The 18165-nt window shown below is 70.7% G+C and carries 13 protein-coding genes; 3 read left to right on the top strand and 10 right to left on the bottom strand.

Going from position 1 to position 18165, the window contains the following annotated elements:
- Window positions 1-275: 275 nt before the first annotated feature.
- Window positions 276-1625 carry a GON domain-containing protein gene (locus D7Y04_RS21295; RefSeq protein ID WP_121760504.1) on the top strand — a complete coding sequence of 450 codons (1350 nt, stop codon included), beginning with the start codon at window positions 276-278 and terminating at the stop codon, window positions 1623-1625.
- Window positions 1626-1635: 10 nt separating this feature from the next.
- On the opposite strand, the gene D7Y04_RS21290 is transcribed toward D7Y04_RS21295, so the two are convergent.
- From D7Y04_RS21290 to D7Y04_RS21270, 5 genes are read right to left on the bottom strand one after another with little or no spacing between them, the layout of a single operon-like run.
- Window positions 1636-2460: a GNAT family N-acetyltransferase gene (locus D7Y04_RS21290; RefSeq protein ID WP_120598512.1), complete on the bottom strand. Its 825-nt coding sequence runs from the start codon at window positions 2458-2460 to the stop codon at window positions 1636-1638.
- A gap of 49 nt (window positions 2461-2509) precedes the next feature.
- Window positions 2510-3235: a hypothetical protein gene (locus D7Y04_RS21285; RefSeq protein ID WP_121760503.1), complete on the bottom strand. Its 726-nt coding sequence runs from the start codon at window positions 3233-3235 to the stop codon at window positions 2510-2512.
- Window positions 3232-5316, bottom strand: coding sequence for a serine/threonine-protein kinase (locus D7Y04_RS21280; protein ID WP_121760502.1), 2085 nt, complete (start codon window positions 5314-5316; stop codon window positions 3232-3234). The genes D7Y04_RS21285 and D7Y04_RS21280 overlap by 4 nt, the downstream gene beginning before the upstream one ends.
- 52 nt (window positions 5317-5368) lie before the next feature.
- A complete protein-coding gene (locus D7Y04_RS21275) occupies window positions 5369-5902 on the bottom strand; it encodes a latent transforming growth factor beta-binding protein (RefSeq protein WP_121760541.1) in 534 nt (177 codons plus the stop codon).
- Window positions 5903-5934: 32 nt separating this feature from the next.
- On the bottom strand, window positions 5935-7659 hold the full coding sequence (locus D7Y04_RS21270; RefSeq protein ID WP_121760540.1) for a sigma 54-interacting transcriptional regulator: 1725 nt from the start codon (window positions 7657-7659) through the stop codon (window positions 5935-5937).
- A 231-nt stretch (window positions 7660-7890) separates the two neighbouring features.
- On the opposite strand from D7Y04_RS21270, the gene D7Y04_RS21265 reads away from it, so the two are divergent.
- Entirely contained in the window at window positions 7891-13731 is a 5841-nt protein-coding gene (locus D7Y04_RS21265) for a DUF3320 domain-containing protein (RefSeq protein ID WP_158627572.1), read from the top strand.
- Window positions 13732-13750: 19 nt separating this feature from the next.
- Here the strand turns inward: D7Y04_RS21265 and D7Y04_RS21260 are convergent, their stop codons facing one another.
- From D7Y04_RS21260 to D7Y04_RS21245, 4 genes are all read right to left on the bottom strand, one after another.
- A complete protein-coding gene (locus D7Y04_RS21260; RefSeq protein WP_233601521.1) occupies window positions 13751-14449 on the bottom strand; it encodes a carbonic anhydrase in 699 nt (232 codons plus the stop codon).
- A complete protein-coding gene (locus D7Y04_RS21255; RefSeq protein ID WP_121760499.1) occupies window positions 14446-15708 on the bottom strand; it encodes an FAD/NAD(P)-binding oxidoreductase in 1263 nt (420 codons plus the stop codon). The genes D7Y04_RS21260 and D7Y04_RS21255 overlap by 4 nt, the downstream gene beginning before the upstream one ends.
- A gap of 114 nt (window positions 15709-15822) precedes the next feature.
- Window positions 15823-16278, bottom strand: coding sequence for a DUF6691 family protein (locus D7Y04_RS21250; protein WP_121760498.1), 456 nt, complete (start codon window positions 16276-16278; stop codon window positions 15823-15825).
- Window positions 16279-16281: 3 nt separating this feature from the next.
- A complete protein-coding gene (locus D7Y04_RS21245) occupies window positions 16282-16707 on the bottom strand; it encodes a YeeE/YedE family protein (protein ID WP_120598505.1) in 426 nt (141 codons plus the stop codon).
- Between the two features lie 83 nt (window positions 16708-16790).
- Between D7Y04_RS21245 and D7Y04_RS21240 the strand changes: the two genes are divergently transcribed.
- On the top strand, window positions 16791-17492 hold the full coding sequence (locus D7Y04_RS21240) for an MBL fold metallo-hydrolase (protein ID WP_121760497.1): 702 nt from the start codon (window positions 16791-16793) through the stop codon (window positions 17490-17492).
- A gap of 2 nt (window positions 17493-17494) precedes the next feature.
- On the opposite strand, the gene D7Y04_RS21235 is transcribed toward D7Y04_RS21240, so the two are convergent.
- Complete coding sequence (locus D7Y04_RS21235; protein ID WP_120581150.1) at window positions 17495-18046, bottom strand: glutathione peroxidase; 552 nt, start codon at window positions 18044-18046, stop codon at window positions 17495-17497.
- Between the last annotated feature and the right edge of the window lie 119 nt (window positions 18047-18165).

Below are 18165 nucleotides of genomic sequence, written 5' to 3'. Positions count from 1 at the left end.
GCCGGAGACCCGCACCGGCGCCGTGCCTCCCGCGCGGCGCCGGGGTGCGCCCGCCGCGATGTCCGTGGAGGGCCCTGAGGGGAGCATGACAGGCCGCCTCCTCGGAGGAGCCAGCGCGCGTGCCAGGACTGGCACGTTCGCGGCGCGGCCACGTCATCCGGCGGGCCGCGCCCACCCGTAACGCCCCGGAATCCCGACGGCGAGGCCCTGGCGGCCCGCGTGGCCCCGACCTTGCGATGGGAAGGCTTCGCAACCTCTCACAGGAGCCCAGCCCCATGAACTTCCAGAAGCCTTCCGTCATCCCCCACCTCCCCCGCCGCGCGCGGCCCCTGACCTGGAGCCTCCTGGCGCTCGCCGCCGCCGGCTGTGGCGCCAGCGACAGCGCCAGCCCCGGCACCCTGGCGGAGCGCCCCCAGGCCCTCACCGAGCGGCCCACCCGCTGCCTGGACATCCGCACCGCCCAGCCCGGAGCGCCGGACGGCGACTACGTGCTGTACGTGGCGGGTGACACCAGCGCGTCCTGGACCGTGTACTGCCACGACATGGCCGGCACGCCCGCCGAGTACCTCACGCTCACGCGCACGGACGCCGACTCCAACTTCTCGCGGTACACCGCCGGCGGCGCCTCCCCCGGCACCGACGTGCTCACCCACTTCGCCCGGCTGCGCATCGACCCCGCGACCCTGCGCGTGGACACGGCGGACCAGACCTTCGCCTCCTCCACCGGCGCGCTGACGCACTCGCCGGACACCGTCACCGCGATGCCCTACGGCGTGGCCATGGCGTGCGGCGGCGGACAGGGCCAGGGCAACGTCGACCTCCGGGGCACCCCCTTCACGGTGGAGGCGGAGGCGTTCAGCGTGGGCGGCGCGAACGGGGCCGGCGCCGCCGTCTCCAGCGAGCACGGCCAGGTCGTCACGCTGTCCGGTGACGGCTTCTGCGGCTGGGTGGGCCCGCAGGGCAGCTACAACCCCTTCAACCAGCATGGCAGCCTGCTCCAGCTCCACTACCGCGGTGAGAACTTCCCCGCGACGTGCCAGGACCTCCAGGCGGCCCGCCCCGGTGCGCCGGACGGCGAGTACGCGCTGTTCGTGAACAAGGACCCGCTAAAGCGCTGGACGGCCTGGTGCCAGGACATGGCCGGCACGCCCAGGGAGTACCTCCCCCTGGTGCACACGGAGGAGGGCGCCAACTACTCGCAGTACACGTCGGGAGGGAACTCGCCGGGCACCGACGTGCGGACCCGGTTCACGCGCGTCAGGCTGAACCCCGTCACCCTCGCCGTGGACACCGGGGACCAGACCTTCGCGACGTCCAGCGGCGCCCTCAAGCACGTCAACAAGGAGCCTGTGACGGCCATGACCTACGCGGCGGCCATGGGGTGCAGCCGCACGGGCCTGGCCAACGTGGACCTGCGAGGCACGCCGTTCTCCGTGCCCACCGGCAACATCGGCCGGGCCGGCCCCTCGAGCGAGTCCTCGTGGTGGGCCTTCCACGACAACAACCAGGTGGTGGAGATGCGCGGCTACGGAGGCTGCGGCTGGGTGGGCCCGCAGGGCAGCTACAACCCCTTCAACAAGAACGGCGCCCTGCTGCCCCTGGCGTACACCGTGCCGCAGCCGTAGCCCCTGACGCTCAGGGAGACGGCTCCAGCCCCGCGCCGGGCTTCACCAGCACGGCGCGGGAGTAGGCCATGAGGAAGCCCAGGCGCATGGCGTTGCGCTCCGTGGGGATGCCGGGCGAGGACATGATGGCCGCCAGGTCACTGCCCTTCTCCAGCCCTCGCGCCAGCCGCGCGGCGATGAGCGCCTGCTGCACGCCGAGCCGCCGGTACGCGGGCAGCACCGACGTGCCAAACAGCGAGGTGAGCCCGTCGCTCACCTCGCAGCTGCCGGCCCCCACCGCCACGCCGTCGAGCCACGCCACGTACGAGTCCGAGGCGGGGTTGCGCGCCGCCTTCAATCCCATCTCCAGGAAGATCGCCGGCATCGACTCGCCCTCCGGGACGAAGCCGCTGCCGGCGACCTCCACGAACCGGTGCACCGCCGCGTCGTCGGACGGATCCACCCGCTCGACGCGCAGCCCGGCGGGAGCGCCCCGGTCCAGCCGCGACAGGTCCTCCCCCACCTGCAACGGCCGGTACAGCACCGTCTCGAACTCGCGCAGCACGAAGCCCCGGTCCGCCAGCCCCTTCAGCAGCGGCTGGGGCGCGAAGGGACTCAGCTCCGCCTTGGGCTCCACGCCACGCGACGCGAAGAAGTCCACCAGCGCGTCCAGCTCCGCGTCCGTGACGGCGCGCTCGAAGCCGTAGCCGCACGACTTGTTGATGTAGGACCCCACGCCGCCGAACGCCATCCAGCCGTCCGCGAGCGGCGCGGACGCCGTCGAAAGCGCCACCGCGGAGGTGGCCTGCTTGCGTTCGAACCGCCGGGCGATCTCCACCAGGTTCACGTCGTTCATCCTCCCCGTCTACACCGGGACGGGCCGCCGCGTCAGTGCGTCGCTGCGCTCACCCAGGCCCGTTTCCGTGGGGTGGCGGGGGCGAGGACAGCAGGCCGTCCAGCACGCCGTAGGCGTAGAGCGCCGCGAAGGCGTAGGCCCCCACGAGATAGGAGACGTTGAAGGCCCGGGCCGTGGGTGCGTCCTGGGCCGAGTAGCGGCCGTCCGGGCCGCGCAGGGACAGGGCCACGCCCAGGGAGACCGCGGACACGGCGAACGTCGTGCCCTGCCCTACCGCGAGCGCGGTGCCCTTGGAGCGCTGGCCGTGCACGAGGTGGCCCACGCCGAACGGCACCAGGTACCAGCCTCGCGAGGCCGGGCGGGATTCGACCAGGACGGGAGCGGTGATGGAGGTCGTGGGCCCGGGCAGGAGCACGGGCGGGCGGAGTCGGGCGGCGCGCTGGACGATGCGGTCATGGCGCTGCGCGCGCACCCGTTCGATGAAGGCGATGAAGTCCGGCGGATACACCAGGGGGTCCAGCTTCGCGTCGGGGTCGAGCGCGAGCCCCTCCACGGCCTCGTGCTCCGCGCGGGGCAGGTCCTCCTGGGCGTGGAGCGTCGCCGCGAGCAGCAGGTGGGCTTCCGCCTCCTCCTGGGGATGGGAGAGCCGAGGGGGCTGGAGCAGGGCCTCCAGCGCGGCCCGGGCGCGGGGCAGGTCGCCGGACTGATAGGCCTCGCGAGCGGGGCCCAGCGGAGAGGACGCCGCGAGCAGCAGGGCGACGATGGCGGTCTTCATGGAGCGGCCCCCAGCACGATCGTGGTGTGGGTCCCCGCCACCGCGTCGAGCGATTGCCTCAGCACGTGGCCTCCCGGGTCGCGGACGGACAGGAGGTGTACCCCGTGCGAGAGCTTCAATGGGTCGCGCAGCGGGGCCACGCCCACCTCCACTCCGTCGACGAAGACGCGGGACGCCGCGGGCGCGACGAGGGTGACCTCCGCGTCGCGCACCCGGAGGGAGACTTCACGGAAGGCGGCTGCGCCGGCGGCCACTTCGAGCACCTCCTCGACGGGCTCGCACAGGGGGTTGGCGAAGCGGAGCCGGTGCGTGCCGGGAGACAGCCGCAGCTCGCGCAGCCGAGGGGTGTAGCCCCGGCTCTGGCCGTCCACGAACACCTCGGCCCAGGGGCGTGTCGCCACCGTGAGCGTCGCGAAGTCCCGGGCCTCCGGGACACGGACGGGCAGCTCGTCGCCGGGGGGCTCCGGAGACACGGGCCGTTGCAGAGAGTCCTGGGCGGGGCGGGCCAGCGGCGCTGGCGCTGCCCGAGGCGACCTGCCCGGAGCCTCCGGACGCGCGCCCCGGACCGGCGTCCCGGCCGCCGCCTGAGGCAAGGGACGCGAAGGGCTTTGCGCTGAATCAAGGCGGGCGACGGCCACGGGCGCGGCGGAGGCCTCGCTTGTGGCGGGCAGGCCAGCGCCGGGCGGTGCCGAGGCCGAGGCGGCCATTGTCGCAGTGGCGTCGTCACCGGGCGCGAGCGCGGCGGAGACGGCATTTGTCGCAGTGGAGTCGTCACCGGGAGCGAGCGCGGCAAGGTCCTCCGACGTGGCAGGCGAGCCCGCAGCAGGAGCAACTGGCACGGCGGTCTGCACCGTTGCATCCGAATCCGTCGCGGGCGCGGACGCCTGCCCCGTGGCCACCGCCGGACTCCTGGCGCCACCCGCGCGCCATGCCCATGGCCCCAACCCGCCCGACACCGCCGCGAGCACCAGGGCCGCCAGGAACGCCCGCTTGTGCTCCGCCCACGAGCGCGGGAGCGCCTCCCACGCGCTCCGGGCGAGCCCCTTCCTCATGGGCCGCGAGCGCAGGAGCGCCAGCACCTCGGGGGCTCCGGGCCGGAGCGCCAACGCGGCGTTGAGACACCGGGCAGCCCGGGCGCCCTGCCCCGCGGCGAGCAGCGCACGGCCTTCGCCCAACAGCCGCTGGAACCGGTCCTCGCGCCAGCGGGCCACGCAGGACTCCGGAGCCTGGAAGAAGGCACGCGACGCTTCGGCGGGAGCCCCGACCCACGGCCGCAGCACCGCCTCCAGCTCCTGCGCCAGCGCCCCACCCTCCCCGGGCCTGTCACGCGCATCCCGGGCAAGACACCGCGCGACCAGCGCCGACAGGGGCGCGGGCGTGCCCGGCGCGGCCTCCACCAACGGCGGCGCATCGCGGGTCATCACCGAGACCGCCAGCCGGGCACTGCCCTCCCCTGCATGGGGCGTCGAACCGGTGCACAGCTCGAACAACACGACGCCCACTGCGTAGACGTCCGACGCCGGGGACCACGCCCCGGTATCCATACGCTCCGGCGCCATGTACGGCAGCGAGCCGATGACGGCGCCAGTGCTCGTCAGCCGAGCCTGGTCCGCCAGCGCGGCGATGCCGAAGTCCGCGAGCTTCAGCGGCCCTCCACGCGCCACGAGCACGTTCTCCGGCTTGACGTCCCGGTGCACCACACCGCGCGCATGCGCCGCGTCCAGCGCGCGGGCCAGCTCCCAGCCCAGCAGCGCGACGGCCTCCGGCGGCAATGGAGCCAGGCGCCGCGCCAGTTCGCGCAGGTTCTCGCCTTGCACCCATTCACAGACGAGGAACGGGCCGCGCACGGCGTCCTCGCCAAGGTCATGCACCGCCAGGACGTTGGGGTGCTGGAGCGAGGCCACCACCTCCGCCTCCTGACGGAAGCGCTCGGTGAAGCGGGCATCCAGGCCCGGGTGCAGCACCTTCACGGCCACGCGGCGGGACAGCCGGAGGTCGAGGGCGAGGAAGACCGTCGCCATCCCGCCCCGCCCCAACTCCTGCTCCAACTGGTAGCGGCCGGCCAACAGTTCGCCCGTCATCGCGCGCGCAGTCTAGGAAGCGGGATCCGCGCGATCAAACCCCCGGGCGCCCTCACTGCTGGCACACGCGGAGGGTGGAGCCGAGGAGCTGCACGCACGTGCCTGCCTGTCCCCCGGGACACTCCGCATCCGACCGGCAGGGTTGGTGACACGTCTTCCCACGTCCCAGGTTTGCGCAGAAGCCGCAGCGGGCGCAGTCCATGGAGGTCTCGCAGGAGTCGCCCAGGTGCTCGGGGGGCAGGCCCTCGCAGGTCTCGACGCACAAGGACTCCGGAGCCGGTGAGCATTGGTAGCCCGTGGGGCAGCCCGGGTCGCAATCGCGTGTACAGCGTCCCTTCACGCAGTACGCGAACGTCGAACAGGCCAGGGGGTCGGAGCAGGGCTCGGTGAGGCGGGGGCCCGGTTCGCATTCCCTGTAGACGTCGGAGCAGCGCTGCCCCTCGGGACACTCCCGGTCCGCGGCGCAGGAGCGCACGCAGGCGTCTCCCAAGCAGCCGGCGTCCCACTCCTCACGCACCTGGATGTCGAGCGGACACCCCGGGGCCACGAGCAGGACCAGCAGCAGGACCGAGAGCGGGAAGCGCATGGTGATCAGCTGCGAGGATGGGGGAGCCGTCCTCACTCCTCTTCCCCCAGGTATCGGAACACGGAGCGCACACCGATGCCCAGGGCCCGGGCCGCCTCCTTCTTGCTGCCTCCGCTGCGGGCAATGGCCTCGCGCACATAGCGCAGCACGAAGGCATCGCGAGCCTCATCCAGGGGCACCCGCGGTGCCGTGTCCGCGGCCAGGTCCAGGTCCTCGACGCCGATGAGCTCCCCCGACGCCAGGATGGCCGCGCGCCGCACGCGAGACACGAGCTCGCGAACGTTGCCCGGGAAGGGATGACCGCGCAGGGCCTCCGCCGCCTTCTGCGTGAAGCCCCGCGCACGCGCCCCCTCCTGCTTCAGGACATGGTGCGCGATGAGCAGCACGTCCTCACCGCGCTCCCGCAGCGCCGGGACCTCCACGCGCACCTCGTCCAGCCGGAAGAGGAGGTCCTCCCGGAAGGCACCCCGAGCGACGAGCGCCTTCAACGGCTGATGCGTGGCGGCGACGACCCGCATGTCGACCCTGCGGGGACGGTGCTCGCCCAGCCGCGTCACCTCGTGCTCCTGGACGACGCGCAGCAGGCGCGACTGGAGCGGCAGCGGCATGTCTCCCATCTCATCCAGGAACAGCGTGCCCCCATCCGCCGCCTCCACCAACCCCGCGCGGTCGGAGGTCGCGCCGGAGAATGCCCCGCGAACGTGGCCGAACAGCTCGCGCTCGATGAGCGACTCCGGAAGCGCCGCGCAGTTGATGGCCACCAGCCGTCCGCGCCGACCACTCCGACGGTGAAGCGCGCGGGCCACCTCCTCCTTGCCCGTGCCTGTCTCCCCCTGGATGAGCACATGCAGGGACGTGGGCCCCAGGCGTTCCACCTGCCGGTAGAGGTTCCGCATGACCGGGGACTCACCGATGAGCCCTTCGAACGTGGCCGCGGCGATGCGCTGCGTGAGGCGGTCCACCTGGGCGCGCAGCTCCGTCAGCTCCCGCGACGTGGCCAGCAGCAGCGCCGCGAGCGACGACAACGCCATGGCCTCCTCCAACTCGCGGGTCGAGAACGGAGGACTGCCCAGACGCCGTCCCAGGTACACCGCGCACAGGGGCGCGGAGCCCGCGCGAAGTGGCAGCACGAGGGCGGATGTCAACCGCAACGCCAGGACACTGGGAGCCCCCGCGAGCGCCGCATCCGCCGCGATGTCCGGCACCAGGACCGGAGCCCCCGAGCCCACGACTTGATCCACCAGACTGTCCACCACTACCGAAGACGGTACGGAGCCGGTGGCCCCCAGCACCTGCCGCCGGTCGCCCTCCACCGACACGAGCACCCCTACGTCCGCGGCAGTGACGTCCGCGATGCCCCGCAGCGCGGTCTCCAGCAGCTCCGACGCAGGCCGCTGCACGAGCAGCCGCGAAGCGAAGTCCGTCATCACGCCCAGCAAACGCGAGGGCGTCGCCGAAGACTCCACCCGCACCGGCGCCGCTGAAACGGTCAGCGTGAGCGAAGCCTTGCCAACGCTGAAGGCCTCCCCCGGCTCCAGCGGCGCCAGCTCCACGCGCCTGCCACGAACCCGGACGTCACAATCCGGCCCCGCGGCGGACACCGTCCACCCACGAGCATCGCGGAACAGCAGCGCATGGCTGCCCTTCACTCCCGGTGCGGAGAGGACGACATCACACGCGGGCTCGGAGCCCACGGACACCACCGGCTTCTCCAGCGCGAAGGAACGTCCGTCCGGGAGGGTCAGGAAGAAGCGCACGGAACGAAGGCCTCCAGCAGGGACGAGGATGGAGCGTCCGACGTCTTCCACCTCCATCCATTCATACCCTTGAAGGGCCACGCAAAGACTCCCTCCGAGGCATGTCCATCGCCCATGGGAGGGGGGCCAGAAGACCCCGCCCTCCCCCGTGGATCCTTGGCCAACCGCACGCGTGGCATGCTGTCGCGGTCAGCGGGGTGTGTCGCCTTGGCCACCCGCACTCGAGGTCCCATGTCCACGGCCATTCCTGTCCCGGCGGTTCCTCCGGTCCAAGTGGAGCTGCTCAGCGCACCCACGTTGAACTTCGCCATGGAGCAGAGCGGCGTTCCGCTCATCCGGGAGGCACTCATCCGGAATACAGGTGAGCGGGCACGGGGACCGACCACACTCGAGCTGCAGTTGCTGCCCGACCTGGGAGAGCCCCTTCAGCTCCCCGTGCCGCCACTGCCTCCGGGCGAGGAAGCCAACCTCGGCGTCATCGACTTGCGCCTGCCCGCCGGGCGTCTGCGCTCGGTCGTGGAGGCGGAGCGCGCCCAACTGCGATGGGCGCTTCGCGAGGACGCCACGCTCCTTCGCGAGGGAGCCCTGGATGTCGAAGTCCTCCCCTACAACCATTGGCCTGGAACGCGCGCCCCGCTGGGCCTGCTCGCCACCTTCGTCACGCCCAATCATCCCGTCATTCCCGAACTGCTCAAGGATGTGCGGACCCTGCTGGAGCAGGCCCTGGGCGATGGAAGCCTGAGCGGCTACCAGAAGCGCAATCCCAGCCATGTTCGAGCCATGGCCGCCGCGCTCTACGAAGCCGTGCAGGCCTTGAAGCTCGGGTACGTGGAGCTCCCCGCCAGCTTCGAGTCTCATGGACAGAAGGTGCGGCTACCGGATCAGCTCCTCCAGGAACGCATGGGGTGCTGTCTGGACCTCACCCTCCTCTTCGCCTCCGCGTTGGAGGCCATGGGACTCCACCCCCTGCTCCTGCTCGTCCAGGGCCATGCGTTCCCCGCGGTGTGGCTGATCGACGAACGCTTCCCGGAAGGGCTCGTGGAGGACGCGGCCCGGCTGCGCAACCTCGTCGCACTGGGGCACCTGCTCCCCTTCGACTCCTCCACGGCGGTTGGCGCCGGGCGTCCCCCCTTCGAGCGGGCCGTCAGCGAAGGGCTCAAGCACCTTTCGGAGGACAGCCGCTTCGTGGCCGCGCTCGATGTGAGCGTCCTCCGGTTCGATCGCTACCGCCCGCTTCCCCTTCGCGCCGTGGAGGCCCCACCCGTTGAGCAGGTGTCGAGCGAGCCGGCGCACGAGCGCATCCGGACGATTCTCGAAAGCGCCGCGGCGGCGCCTCCACCCGTCGAACCCAAACCCCCGAGCGCCCAGGTCCTCACGCGCTTCAGCCGCTGGAAGGAGAAGCTGCTCGACCTCACGCTGCGCAACAAGCTGCTCAACTTCCGGCTCGACACGCGGAGCGCCCTGGAGCTCCACATGCCAGACCTCGCCACGTTCGAGGACACGCTGGCGGGAGGCGAGGCCTTCGAGATCATCCCCGCCCCGGACATGGATTCGCTCGATGCCCGTGAAGCGAAGCTCCTGAAGGCCCGGGGCACCGGGGAGGAGGTGGCCACCCGCCGCCGCGGCGACCTGGACAAGGGACTGCTCCACTCCCCGCTCCGTGAAGCCGACCTCTGGTCCCGCGCCAGATACCTGGAGCGCACGGCACGCACGGACCTGGAGGAAGGCGGCGCCCAGACGCTCTACATCGCCATCGGACTCTTGCGGTGGTTCGACCCGGGCGATCCCTCGACGGCGCGGCTCGCTCCGCTGCTGCTCTACCCCGTGGCCTTCCGCCTGGACCGCGCCCGTGAGCGACTGCGCATCGAGCGCCTTCCCGAGGAGCCCCTGGGCAACGTCACCCTGGTGGAGAAGCTCAAGCGCGAGTTCGGCCTCGACGTCAGTGCCCTGACGTCGCTCGAGCCCGACGAGAAGGGGGTGGACGTTCCCGCCATCCTCCGCGCCGTCCGCACCTCCATCCAGAAGCAGGCCGGCTGGGAGGTGCTGGAAGAGGCCCACGTGGGGCTCTTCACCTTCACCAAGTTCCTGATGTGGAAGGACCTGGAGGACAACGAAGAAGTCCTTCTCTCCAATCCGCTGGTCCGCCACATCGCCGCCGCCAGCACCGCCGCGCCACCCGCGAGCGGCACGGAGTTCCAACCGGAGCAACTGGACGCCGACGTCCCAGCCGGGGAGTTGCCCTGCGTCGTCAACGCGGACTCCACGCAGCTCGCCACCATCGCCTCCGCGCTCTCTGGACGCTCGTTCGTCATCCAGGGACCTCCGGGGACGGGCAAGTCACAGACCATCACCAACCTGATCGCCGCCACGATTGCCCGGGGCAAGAGCGTGCTCTTCGTGTCGGAGAAGATGGCGGCGCTGGACGTCGTGTACCGGCGGCTCAGGGACGTGGGGCTCGAGGACTTCTGCCTGGAGCTGCACAGCCACAAGAGCAACAAGAAGGAAGTGCTCGCGTCCTTCGGCCGAGCCTGGGAGCGGACCCGGCATACGCCCGTCCCACCCTGGAAGGCGCGTTCAGACGAACTCACCTCCCAGCGGGAGGCGCTCAACGCCTACGTCCGGGCACTCCACCGGCCCTGGCCCCTGGGGCTCAGCTTCTACGGCGCGACCGGCCGGCTCTTGTCCCTGGGGGATGCCCCGGACGTGCACCTGAGCCTTCCTTCCCCTGGAGAACTCACGGAAGCGCGCTTCCGCGAAGCCAGTCATGAAGTGGAAGGACTCGCCAGCACGCTTCGCGCATTGAGGGCCCTGGGGCCGCATCCGTGGCAGTCGGTTCGCGGTGTCACGTGGACCCATGCCTTCGAGCAGCAGCTCCGAGACTCCCTGACCGAGACCCGCGCCGCGCTCGACGGCGTGGAGCAGACGGCCGCGGCGCTCGCGGCCTCCACCGGCATCGACGTCCCCGGCTCGACGCAGGGTCTGCAGCCCCTGGTCGAGTTGGGGGAGGTCCTGGCCAGTGGACCGGTGCCCTCCGTCGCGCTGCTGGATGATGCATGGCCCGAGGTTTCGCGAAAGCTCCAGGAGCAGTCGCTCGCACTGCGCGAGCAGACCTCTCGCGAAACCCAGCTGGCCTCGCGCTGGGGGACGGGGCTCCTCACCCTGGACCTGACGGCCCTTCACGCCCGGTTCCAGAAGTGGGCCGGGGCGTTCTTCCTCTTCGCCTTCTTCTTCCTGCGAAGCGCGCGGAAGCAGCTCGCGTCGCTTGCCTCCAAGGGACTGCCCTCCAACCGCGACATCGAGAAGGACCTCGCCACCGCGCGACAGGTGCTGGAGTGGAGACCGAAGCTCTCCGACCAGGCCAACGCGCTCGCGACGACGCTGCGGGGCGTGCCTTCGCGGGACCTGGCACACGCCGAAGCGCTGGAGGGTCTCTCCACCCGCGCGTTGAGGGTTCGCGACCTTCGAGGCGTCCTGGGCGTCGCCCGGGTCCAGGTCCCCACGGACGCGGCCTCCCGCGAGCTGCTGGCGACCCAGACCCAGGCGCTGCGAAGTGCCCTGGAGCGCCTCACGCGTGCCGAGGAGGCACTGAGCGCCCTGGTGAAGACCCGCACCTGGGAGAGCGCCGCCACGCCGCACCACCGCGCCTCCTTGCGCCGGCAGCTGGACGCCTGGCAGTCAGGACTCCGCTCCCTGCGGACGTGGTGCCTCCATCAGGCCCAGGCCGACAAGGTCCGCGCGCTGGGCCATGGGCCGTTCGTGGACGCGGTGGAAGCCCAGGGCCTCACGGAAGAGCAGTTGGGCACGGCCTTCGAGCGCGCGGTCCTCACCGCGTGGACCCACGCCCTGAGGGACAGGGATCCCGCGCTGCGTGACTTCGAGGCCCGTGCTCACTCGACGCGGGTGGAGCGCTTCCGTCAGCTCGACGGCGAGCATGTGGTCCTCTCCCGCCAGCAGGTGATCTCCACGCTGGAGCAGAAATTGCCGTCCGGCGTCGCCTTCGCAGCGGAGAGCTCGGAGCCCGGCATCCTCTCGCGGGAGCTGCGCAAGAAGCGGGGACACATGCCGCTGCGCAAGCTGCTGACCTCCATTCCCAGCCTGTCCCGGCGGCTCAAGCCCTGCTTCCTCATGAGCCCGCTCTCCGTCGCCCAGTACCTGCCCGCGGAGGGCCGTCGCTTCGACCTGCTCGTCTTCGACGAGGCCTCGCAGATTGGCACCCACGACGCCATCGGCGCGATGGCCCGCGCGGACCAGGCCCTCATCGTCGGCGACTCCAAGCAGCTTCCGCCCACCACCTTCTTCACCCGGGGTGAGGACCCGGAGGCGATCCCGGACGAGAACGACGTCATCGAATTGGAGAGCATCCTGGAGGAGGCCCTGGCGAAGCAGTTCCCCCAGCAGATGCTGGGCTGGCACTACCGCAGCCGGCACGACAGCCTCATCGACTTCAGCAACCGGCAGTACTACGCGGGCCGCCTCCATGTGTTCCCCGCCGCGCGTGCTCGCGTGGAAGACCTGGGCGTCAAGTGGCGCCACGTTCCGGATGGGGTCTATCAGTCCAAGCTGAGCGGGAAGTCCGCCGCCATCAATCCCCGCGAAGCGGAGGTGCTGGTCGCGGATCTGGTGAAGGCCTTGCGCCGCCACGCACCGCACGAGCGGACGTTCGGCGTCGTCACCTTCAGCGCCGTCCAGCAGCAGGTCATCCTCGAACTGCTCGAAGCCGAGCGGGCGCGCTTCCCGGAGGTCGAGGCGCATTTCGCCTCGTCCGAGCCCGTCTTCGTGAAGAACCTGGAGAACGTCCAGGGCGACGAGCGGGACGAGATCTTCTTCAGCATCTGCTACGCGAAGGACGCCGCAGGAAAGCTGCGCATGAGCTTCGGTCCGCTGAACCGCGCGGGCGGTGAGCGGCGCTTGAACGTCGCCGTGACCCGCGCGAGGTGCGCCCTGCGGGTCTACTCCACGCTGACGCATGATCAGATCGACCTCTCGCGGACCGCCTCGGTGGGCGTGCGCCATCTGCGGGACTTCCTCCGCCGGGCCGCTGAAGCGGACGCTCTCGCGGCAGCCGCGGCCGAGCGCGAGCCCACGGACGCGCTGGAGCAGCAGGTCGCGCAAGCGCTGCGCGAAGCCGGATGCACGGTGCACACCGACGTGGGGAGCGGCGGCTACCGGGTGGGCCTGGCGGTCGTCCACCCCGAGCGCCCTGGCGAATACATCCTGGGCGTGGAGTGCGACGGCCCCCGCTACAACTCCGCGGCGAACGCACGGGACCGCGAGCGGCTGCGTTCCGAGGTGCTGCAAGGCCTGGGCTGGCGGCTGCACCGCGTCTGGTCCCTGGGATGGGAGCAGGACCGGCCAGGACAGCTGGAGGCCTTGAAGGCAGCGGTCCAACGCGCACTGGAGGATGCGAAGCAGCCACGGCCCGCGCCCGTTCCGCCCCCGCTCGCCGCGGAACCGCCTCCGGTCCAGCCAGTCAACACCAGCGCCCCGGCTTCGCCCCAGCCCGTGGTCGCCGGTCCCAGCGCGTCCGCCCAGGCCTACGTCCCGGCGACCCTCCGCGCCATGAAGGAGGGAGCGGACCTCTTCGCCACCGCGTCGGACGCGTCCCTGAGGGAGCACCTCCAGTCCGTCATCGATCAGGAGGCGCCGCTCCACGAGGACCTGCTGGCCAGGCGCGTCCTGGATGCCTGGGGGCTGACCAAGCTGACGCCCCGCGTGCGCAAGAGGCTGGAGGAACAGCTCCAGGCGCTCGCGAAGCGCGGGACCGTGACGATCCAGGAGGAGTTCCTCTGGTCCACCAGCCGGGGGCCGGCGCGGTACTCAGGCTTTCGTGGCGCGCATCCCGAACGCGAGGCCGCTCATCTTCCCCCGGAGGAAGTGGCCAACGCCGCGGCGGCTGTGCTCACCCAGGCCCTGTCGCTGGAACGCGAAGACCTGCTCCGCGAAACAGCCCGCTGCTTCGGCATCCAGCGGCTGACCAAGGCGGTCATCCCGGTCCTGGAAGCCGGACTGACGCTGCTCCTTCAGCGAGGGCACTGCCTGGCCGAAGGAGAGCGGATGGTGTGGAAGCAATAAAACCCGCGGGACTGAGGCCTCACTCCTTCGTGAGGTCGTAGACCTCCTGGATGCTGTGGAGCGTCTCGACGAAGTCGAGCTTCAGGTCCTGGAGGATGCCGTTGCGCAGGTCGAACACCCACGAGTGCACGATGGGGAAGCCCCGCGCCAGGTAGGACTTCTGCACGGCGGCCGTCTTGATGATGTTGATGCTCTGCTCCAGGACGTTGAGCTCCACCAGCCGCTCGTAGCGCTTCGTCTCGTCCGAGATGCCGTCCAGTTCCTGTTTGTGGAACCGGTACACGTCGCGGATGTTGCGCAGCCAGGGGTTGAGGATGCCCAGGTCCTTGGGCTGCATCGCCGCGCGCACGCCGCCGCAGCCGTAGTGGCCGCAGACGATGATGTGCTTCACGTCCAGCTGCCGGACGGCGTAGTTGATGACCGACATCACGTTCAGGTCGACGTTGTTGACCAGGTTCGCGACGTTGCGGTGCACGAACACGTCACCCGGCGCCAGACCCATGATCTGGTTCGCGGGCACGCGGCTGTCCGAACAGCCGATGTAGAGGAAGTCCGGCTGCTGCGACACCGACAGCTTGGTGAAGTAGTCCGGATCCGCGCGGAGCTGTTCCTCCGCCCAGGCCTTGTTGTTCTCGAAGATCTTGTCGTAGGGCGTCACGGCCAGGACGGTCGCACGAGCAGGCCCCACCGTCGAGCGGTCACTTCCTCCAGTGTTCACGCGCGGCCACGAAGCATCCAGTCCCAGTACAGGCGCGGCAGTCCGTACTTCTTGAGCAGCCACAGGTCGCGGCGCTCCACGAAGGTGTTGATGAACGGAAGGCTCGGCGCGGGCCGGCCCTCGTAATCGAACTCGGCGAGCAGCATCCGCCCGTAGCCCGTCACCAGCGGACAGGACGCATAGCCGTCGTACCGCGCCGTGGGCTCCCGCCCCTCCATCACGGCCACCAGGTTCTCCACGAGCACGGGCGCCTCCGCCCGGACAGCGGCGCCCGTGCGCGACGTGGGCAGGTCGCTCGCGTCTCCAATGGCGAAGACGTTCGGATGGTCGGGGTGCTGGAGCGTGTGCTTGTGCGCCTTGACCCAGCCCGCGTTCGGCCCGTCCGGATGCGCCAGCGCGCTGCGCTTGATGAAGTCCGGCGCGCTCTGCGGAGGCGTAACGTGCAGCAGGTCATACCCCACCGTCACCACCTCCCGGCGTCCGTCGCGCGTCACCGCGAAGAGCGCCTCACGCGTGTGCGCGCGCACCTCCACCAGGTCGTGGCTGAAGTGCGTCTCGATGCCGTAGCGCTCCACGACGCCCTCCAGCACCCGCGCGAAGGGCTGCACCGCGAAGAGCACCTTGCCCCCCGAACCGAACACGACCCGAGACTTCCCCGCGAGCCCGCTCCGGCGCAGGTGGTCCGCCACCAGGTACATGATCTTCTGCGGCGCCCCCGCGCACTTCACCGGCGTGGCTGGATGGGTGAACAGCGCCGTGCCGCCCTGGAACGCCCGCACCATCTCCCACGTCTTCGGCGCCAGCCGGAAGTCGTAGTTGCTGGACACGAACGGCGTCTTCAGCGCCTCGCGCAGGCCGCGCACCCGATCCCAGTCGAGTTGGATTCCCGGAGCGACCACCAGGAAGTCATAGGTCAGCCGCGCGCCGCCCCGCGTGAGCACCTGCTGACGGACGGGGTCCACCTCCTCCGCCCGGTCCTGGATCCACTGCGTCCCCTCCGGGATGTAGTCCGCCTCCGGCCGCACGGTGCTCGCGATGTCCGCGGCGCCAGCGCCCACCAGCGTCCACAGCGGCTGGTAGAAGTGCTGCGCGGAGGGCTCGATCACGGCGACACCCCGCACGCCCTTGCGCCGCAGCCGCGCCGCGACCGTGATGCCCGCGGTGCCGCCGCCGATGATCAGCACCCGATGGTGCTCGGAAACCGATGAAGGCTTGCGGGATGGAGACGCCTCGCGGCGCGCGGACAAGTGAGCGGTCATGAGAGCACGCCGCGAGCCTGCCCACGACAACCCCACCGCGCCAGCTGCCCTACGAGGTGAACACACGTTGGCGGGTCCACATCGTGGGCGTCCCCGGCGTGCGTCAGGTCGCGACTATGCACGCACGGCCTCTGGCGGATCCGAGGGCTTCACCCGCCGGGACGCGGACAGGCGCCGGGCCACGACCATCCCCACGAGCATGGCCGGCACGAACACCCACGCGCCCGCGGCACCGCTCGTGAGCGACGTGAGCGCGGGCCCGGGGCAGTAGCCAGCGAGCCCCCACCCCACGCCGAAGAGCGCCGCGCCGCCCACGAGCCCAGCCTCCACCCGCTGACGGGGGAAGGACGGGAACGTCGCGGCGAACAGGGGCTGCTCGCGACGGAGGATGAGGCGCCGCAGCGGCGCGTGCACGGCGATGGCGCCGCCCATCACCAGCGCGAGCCGGAAGTCCCAGTCGCCCGCGACGTCGAGGAAGGCCAGGACCTTCGCCGGGTCCGTCATGCCGCCCAGGCCCAGTCCGATGGCGAAGAGCAGTCCGCTCAGAAACGCGAAGAAGGAAGGACGCATGGTTCAGAACACGTGGCGGACGAAGAAGACGGTGAGCGCGCCGGTGGCCATGAACGTCAGCGTGGCCACGATGGAACGCACGGAGCCCCGGCTGATGCCGCAGACGCCGTGCCCACTGGTGCAGCCATTTCCCAACTGGGAACCGAAGCCCACCAGCAGCCCGGCACCCACCAGCAGCGAAAGCTGCCTCAGGTCCAGGGGCACGGAGGCCGGGAACCCGCTCGGACGCAGCCACGCCAGCACCAGGCCCCCCGTGAGCAGGCCCCCGAGGAAGAGAATCCGCCAGGAGACATCCTCCCGGATGGGGCCGAGCAGCGCCCCAACGATGCCGCTGATGCCCGCCACGCGCCCCTGGGCGAGCAACAGAAGCGAGGCACTCAGACCGATAAGAACTCCACCCAGGAGCGGAAGGACGATTGAAGAAGACATAGCTTTGTCAAAGGATTCAGGGACGCCGTGAGCCCCGCTGGCCCCCTCCCCGTATCATGGCCCCATGGGTCGGAGACTTCGACATGCTCTTCCGCCAGCTCTTCGACTCCGAGTCCTCGACCTACACGTACCTCATTGGTGACGAGGCCACGCGCCAGGCCGCGCTCATCGACCCGGTGCTGGAGCAGGTGGACCGCGACCTTCGGCTCGTCAGCGAGCTGGGGCTCGTCCTCTCCCACGTCTTCGACACCCACGTGCACGCGGACCACGTCACCGCGTCCGGCACGCTGAGGGAGCGCACGCAATGCCAGGTGGTGGCCGGGACTGGCGGGGCCCGATGCGCCGACATCCAGGTGCGGCACGGCGACACGGTGCACGTCGGACAGTGCGCCTTCCAGGTGCTCGCCACGCCGGGCCACACGGACGACAGCGTGAGCTACCTGCTGGGCGACCGCGTGTTCACCGGGGATGCCCTGATGGTGCGGGGCAACGGCCGCACCGACTTCCAGAACGGGAGCGCGAGCCAGCTCTACGACTCCATCACCCGCGTCCTCTTCCAGCTCCCGGACGCGACGCTCGTCTACCCCGCGCACGACTACCACGGGAACACAGTGACGAGCATCGGCGAGGAGAAGCGCCACAACCCGCGGGTCGCGGGCAGGAGCCGCGAGGAGTTCATCGAGGTGATGAACAACCTCCACCTGCCCCACCCCAAGAAGATCGACCTGGCCGTCCCGGCCAACCGCGCCTGCGGACGGACTCAAGGTCCGGCGCCAGAAGCCTGACCTCAGGCCGGCTTCGCCAGCGCCGCGTCAATGGCCTGGACCAGGCGCGGGTCCTCCGCCGTCACGTCCGGAGCGAAGCGGCCCACGACGCGGCCATCCCGGCCGATGAGGAACTTCTCGAAGTTCCACTGCACCTCCGGCTTCGGGTTGGCTTTGATGCCGTAGCCCTTGAGGTTCGCGCGCATGGGCCCGTCGCCCGTGGCATCCGGGATGGCGCCCGTCAGCGCGTGGTAGAGCGGGTGCTTGTCCTTCCCCACCACGGAGATCTTCGAGTACAGCGGGAAGGTCACGTCGTACTTCAAGGTGCAGAACTGCTGGATCTCCGCCTCGCTGCCCGGCTCCTGCCCATTGAAGTTGTTCGCGGGGAAGCCCAGCACCTCCAGGCCCTGCCCCTGCCGGCTCGCGTAGAGCTTCTGCAGGCTTTCGTACTGGGGCGTCAGGCCACACTTGGAGGCGACGTTCACCACCAGCAGGACCTTGCCCTTGTGCTGACCGAGCGTCCGGGGAGCGCCGTCGATGCCTTTGAGGGGGATGTCGTAGAGGTTCTGGCTCATGTTCACTCCTTCTGAGGGGGCGGCCACTCTAGCCCAGGCCCGCCAGGGGGTGGCCCCGGGCAGGTCCGGCAAAGTGCCAGCCCCGGTGTGGTGATTTGCGGCGGTCGCGGCGCGATGCA

Source organism: Corallococcus sp. AB038B (assembly GCF_003668955.1).
Taxonomy (GTDB): Bacteria; Myxococcota; Myxococcia; order Myxococcales; family Myxococcaceae; genus Corallococcus; species Corallococcus exiguus.
Note: the sequence above shows the minus strand (reverse complement) of the source record. Positions and strands in the feature narration are given on the sequence as shown.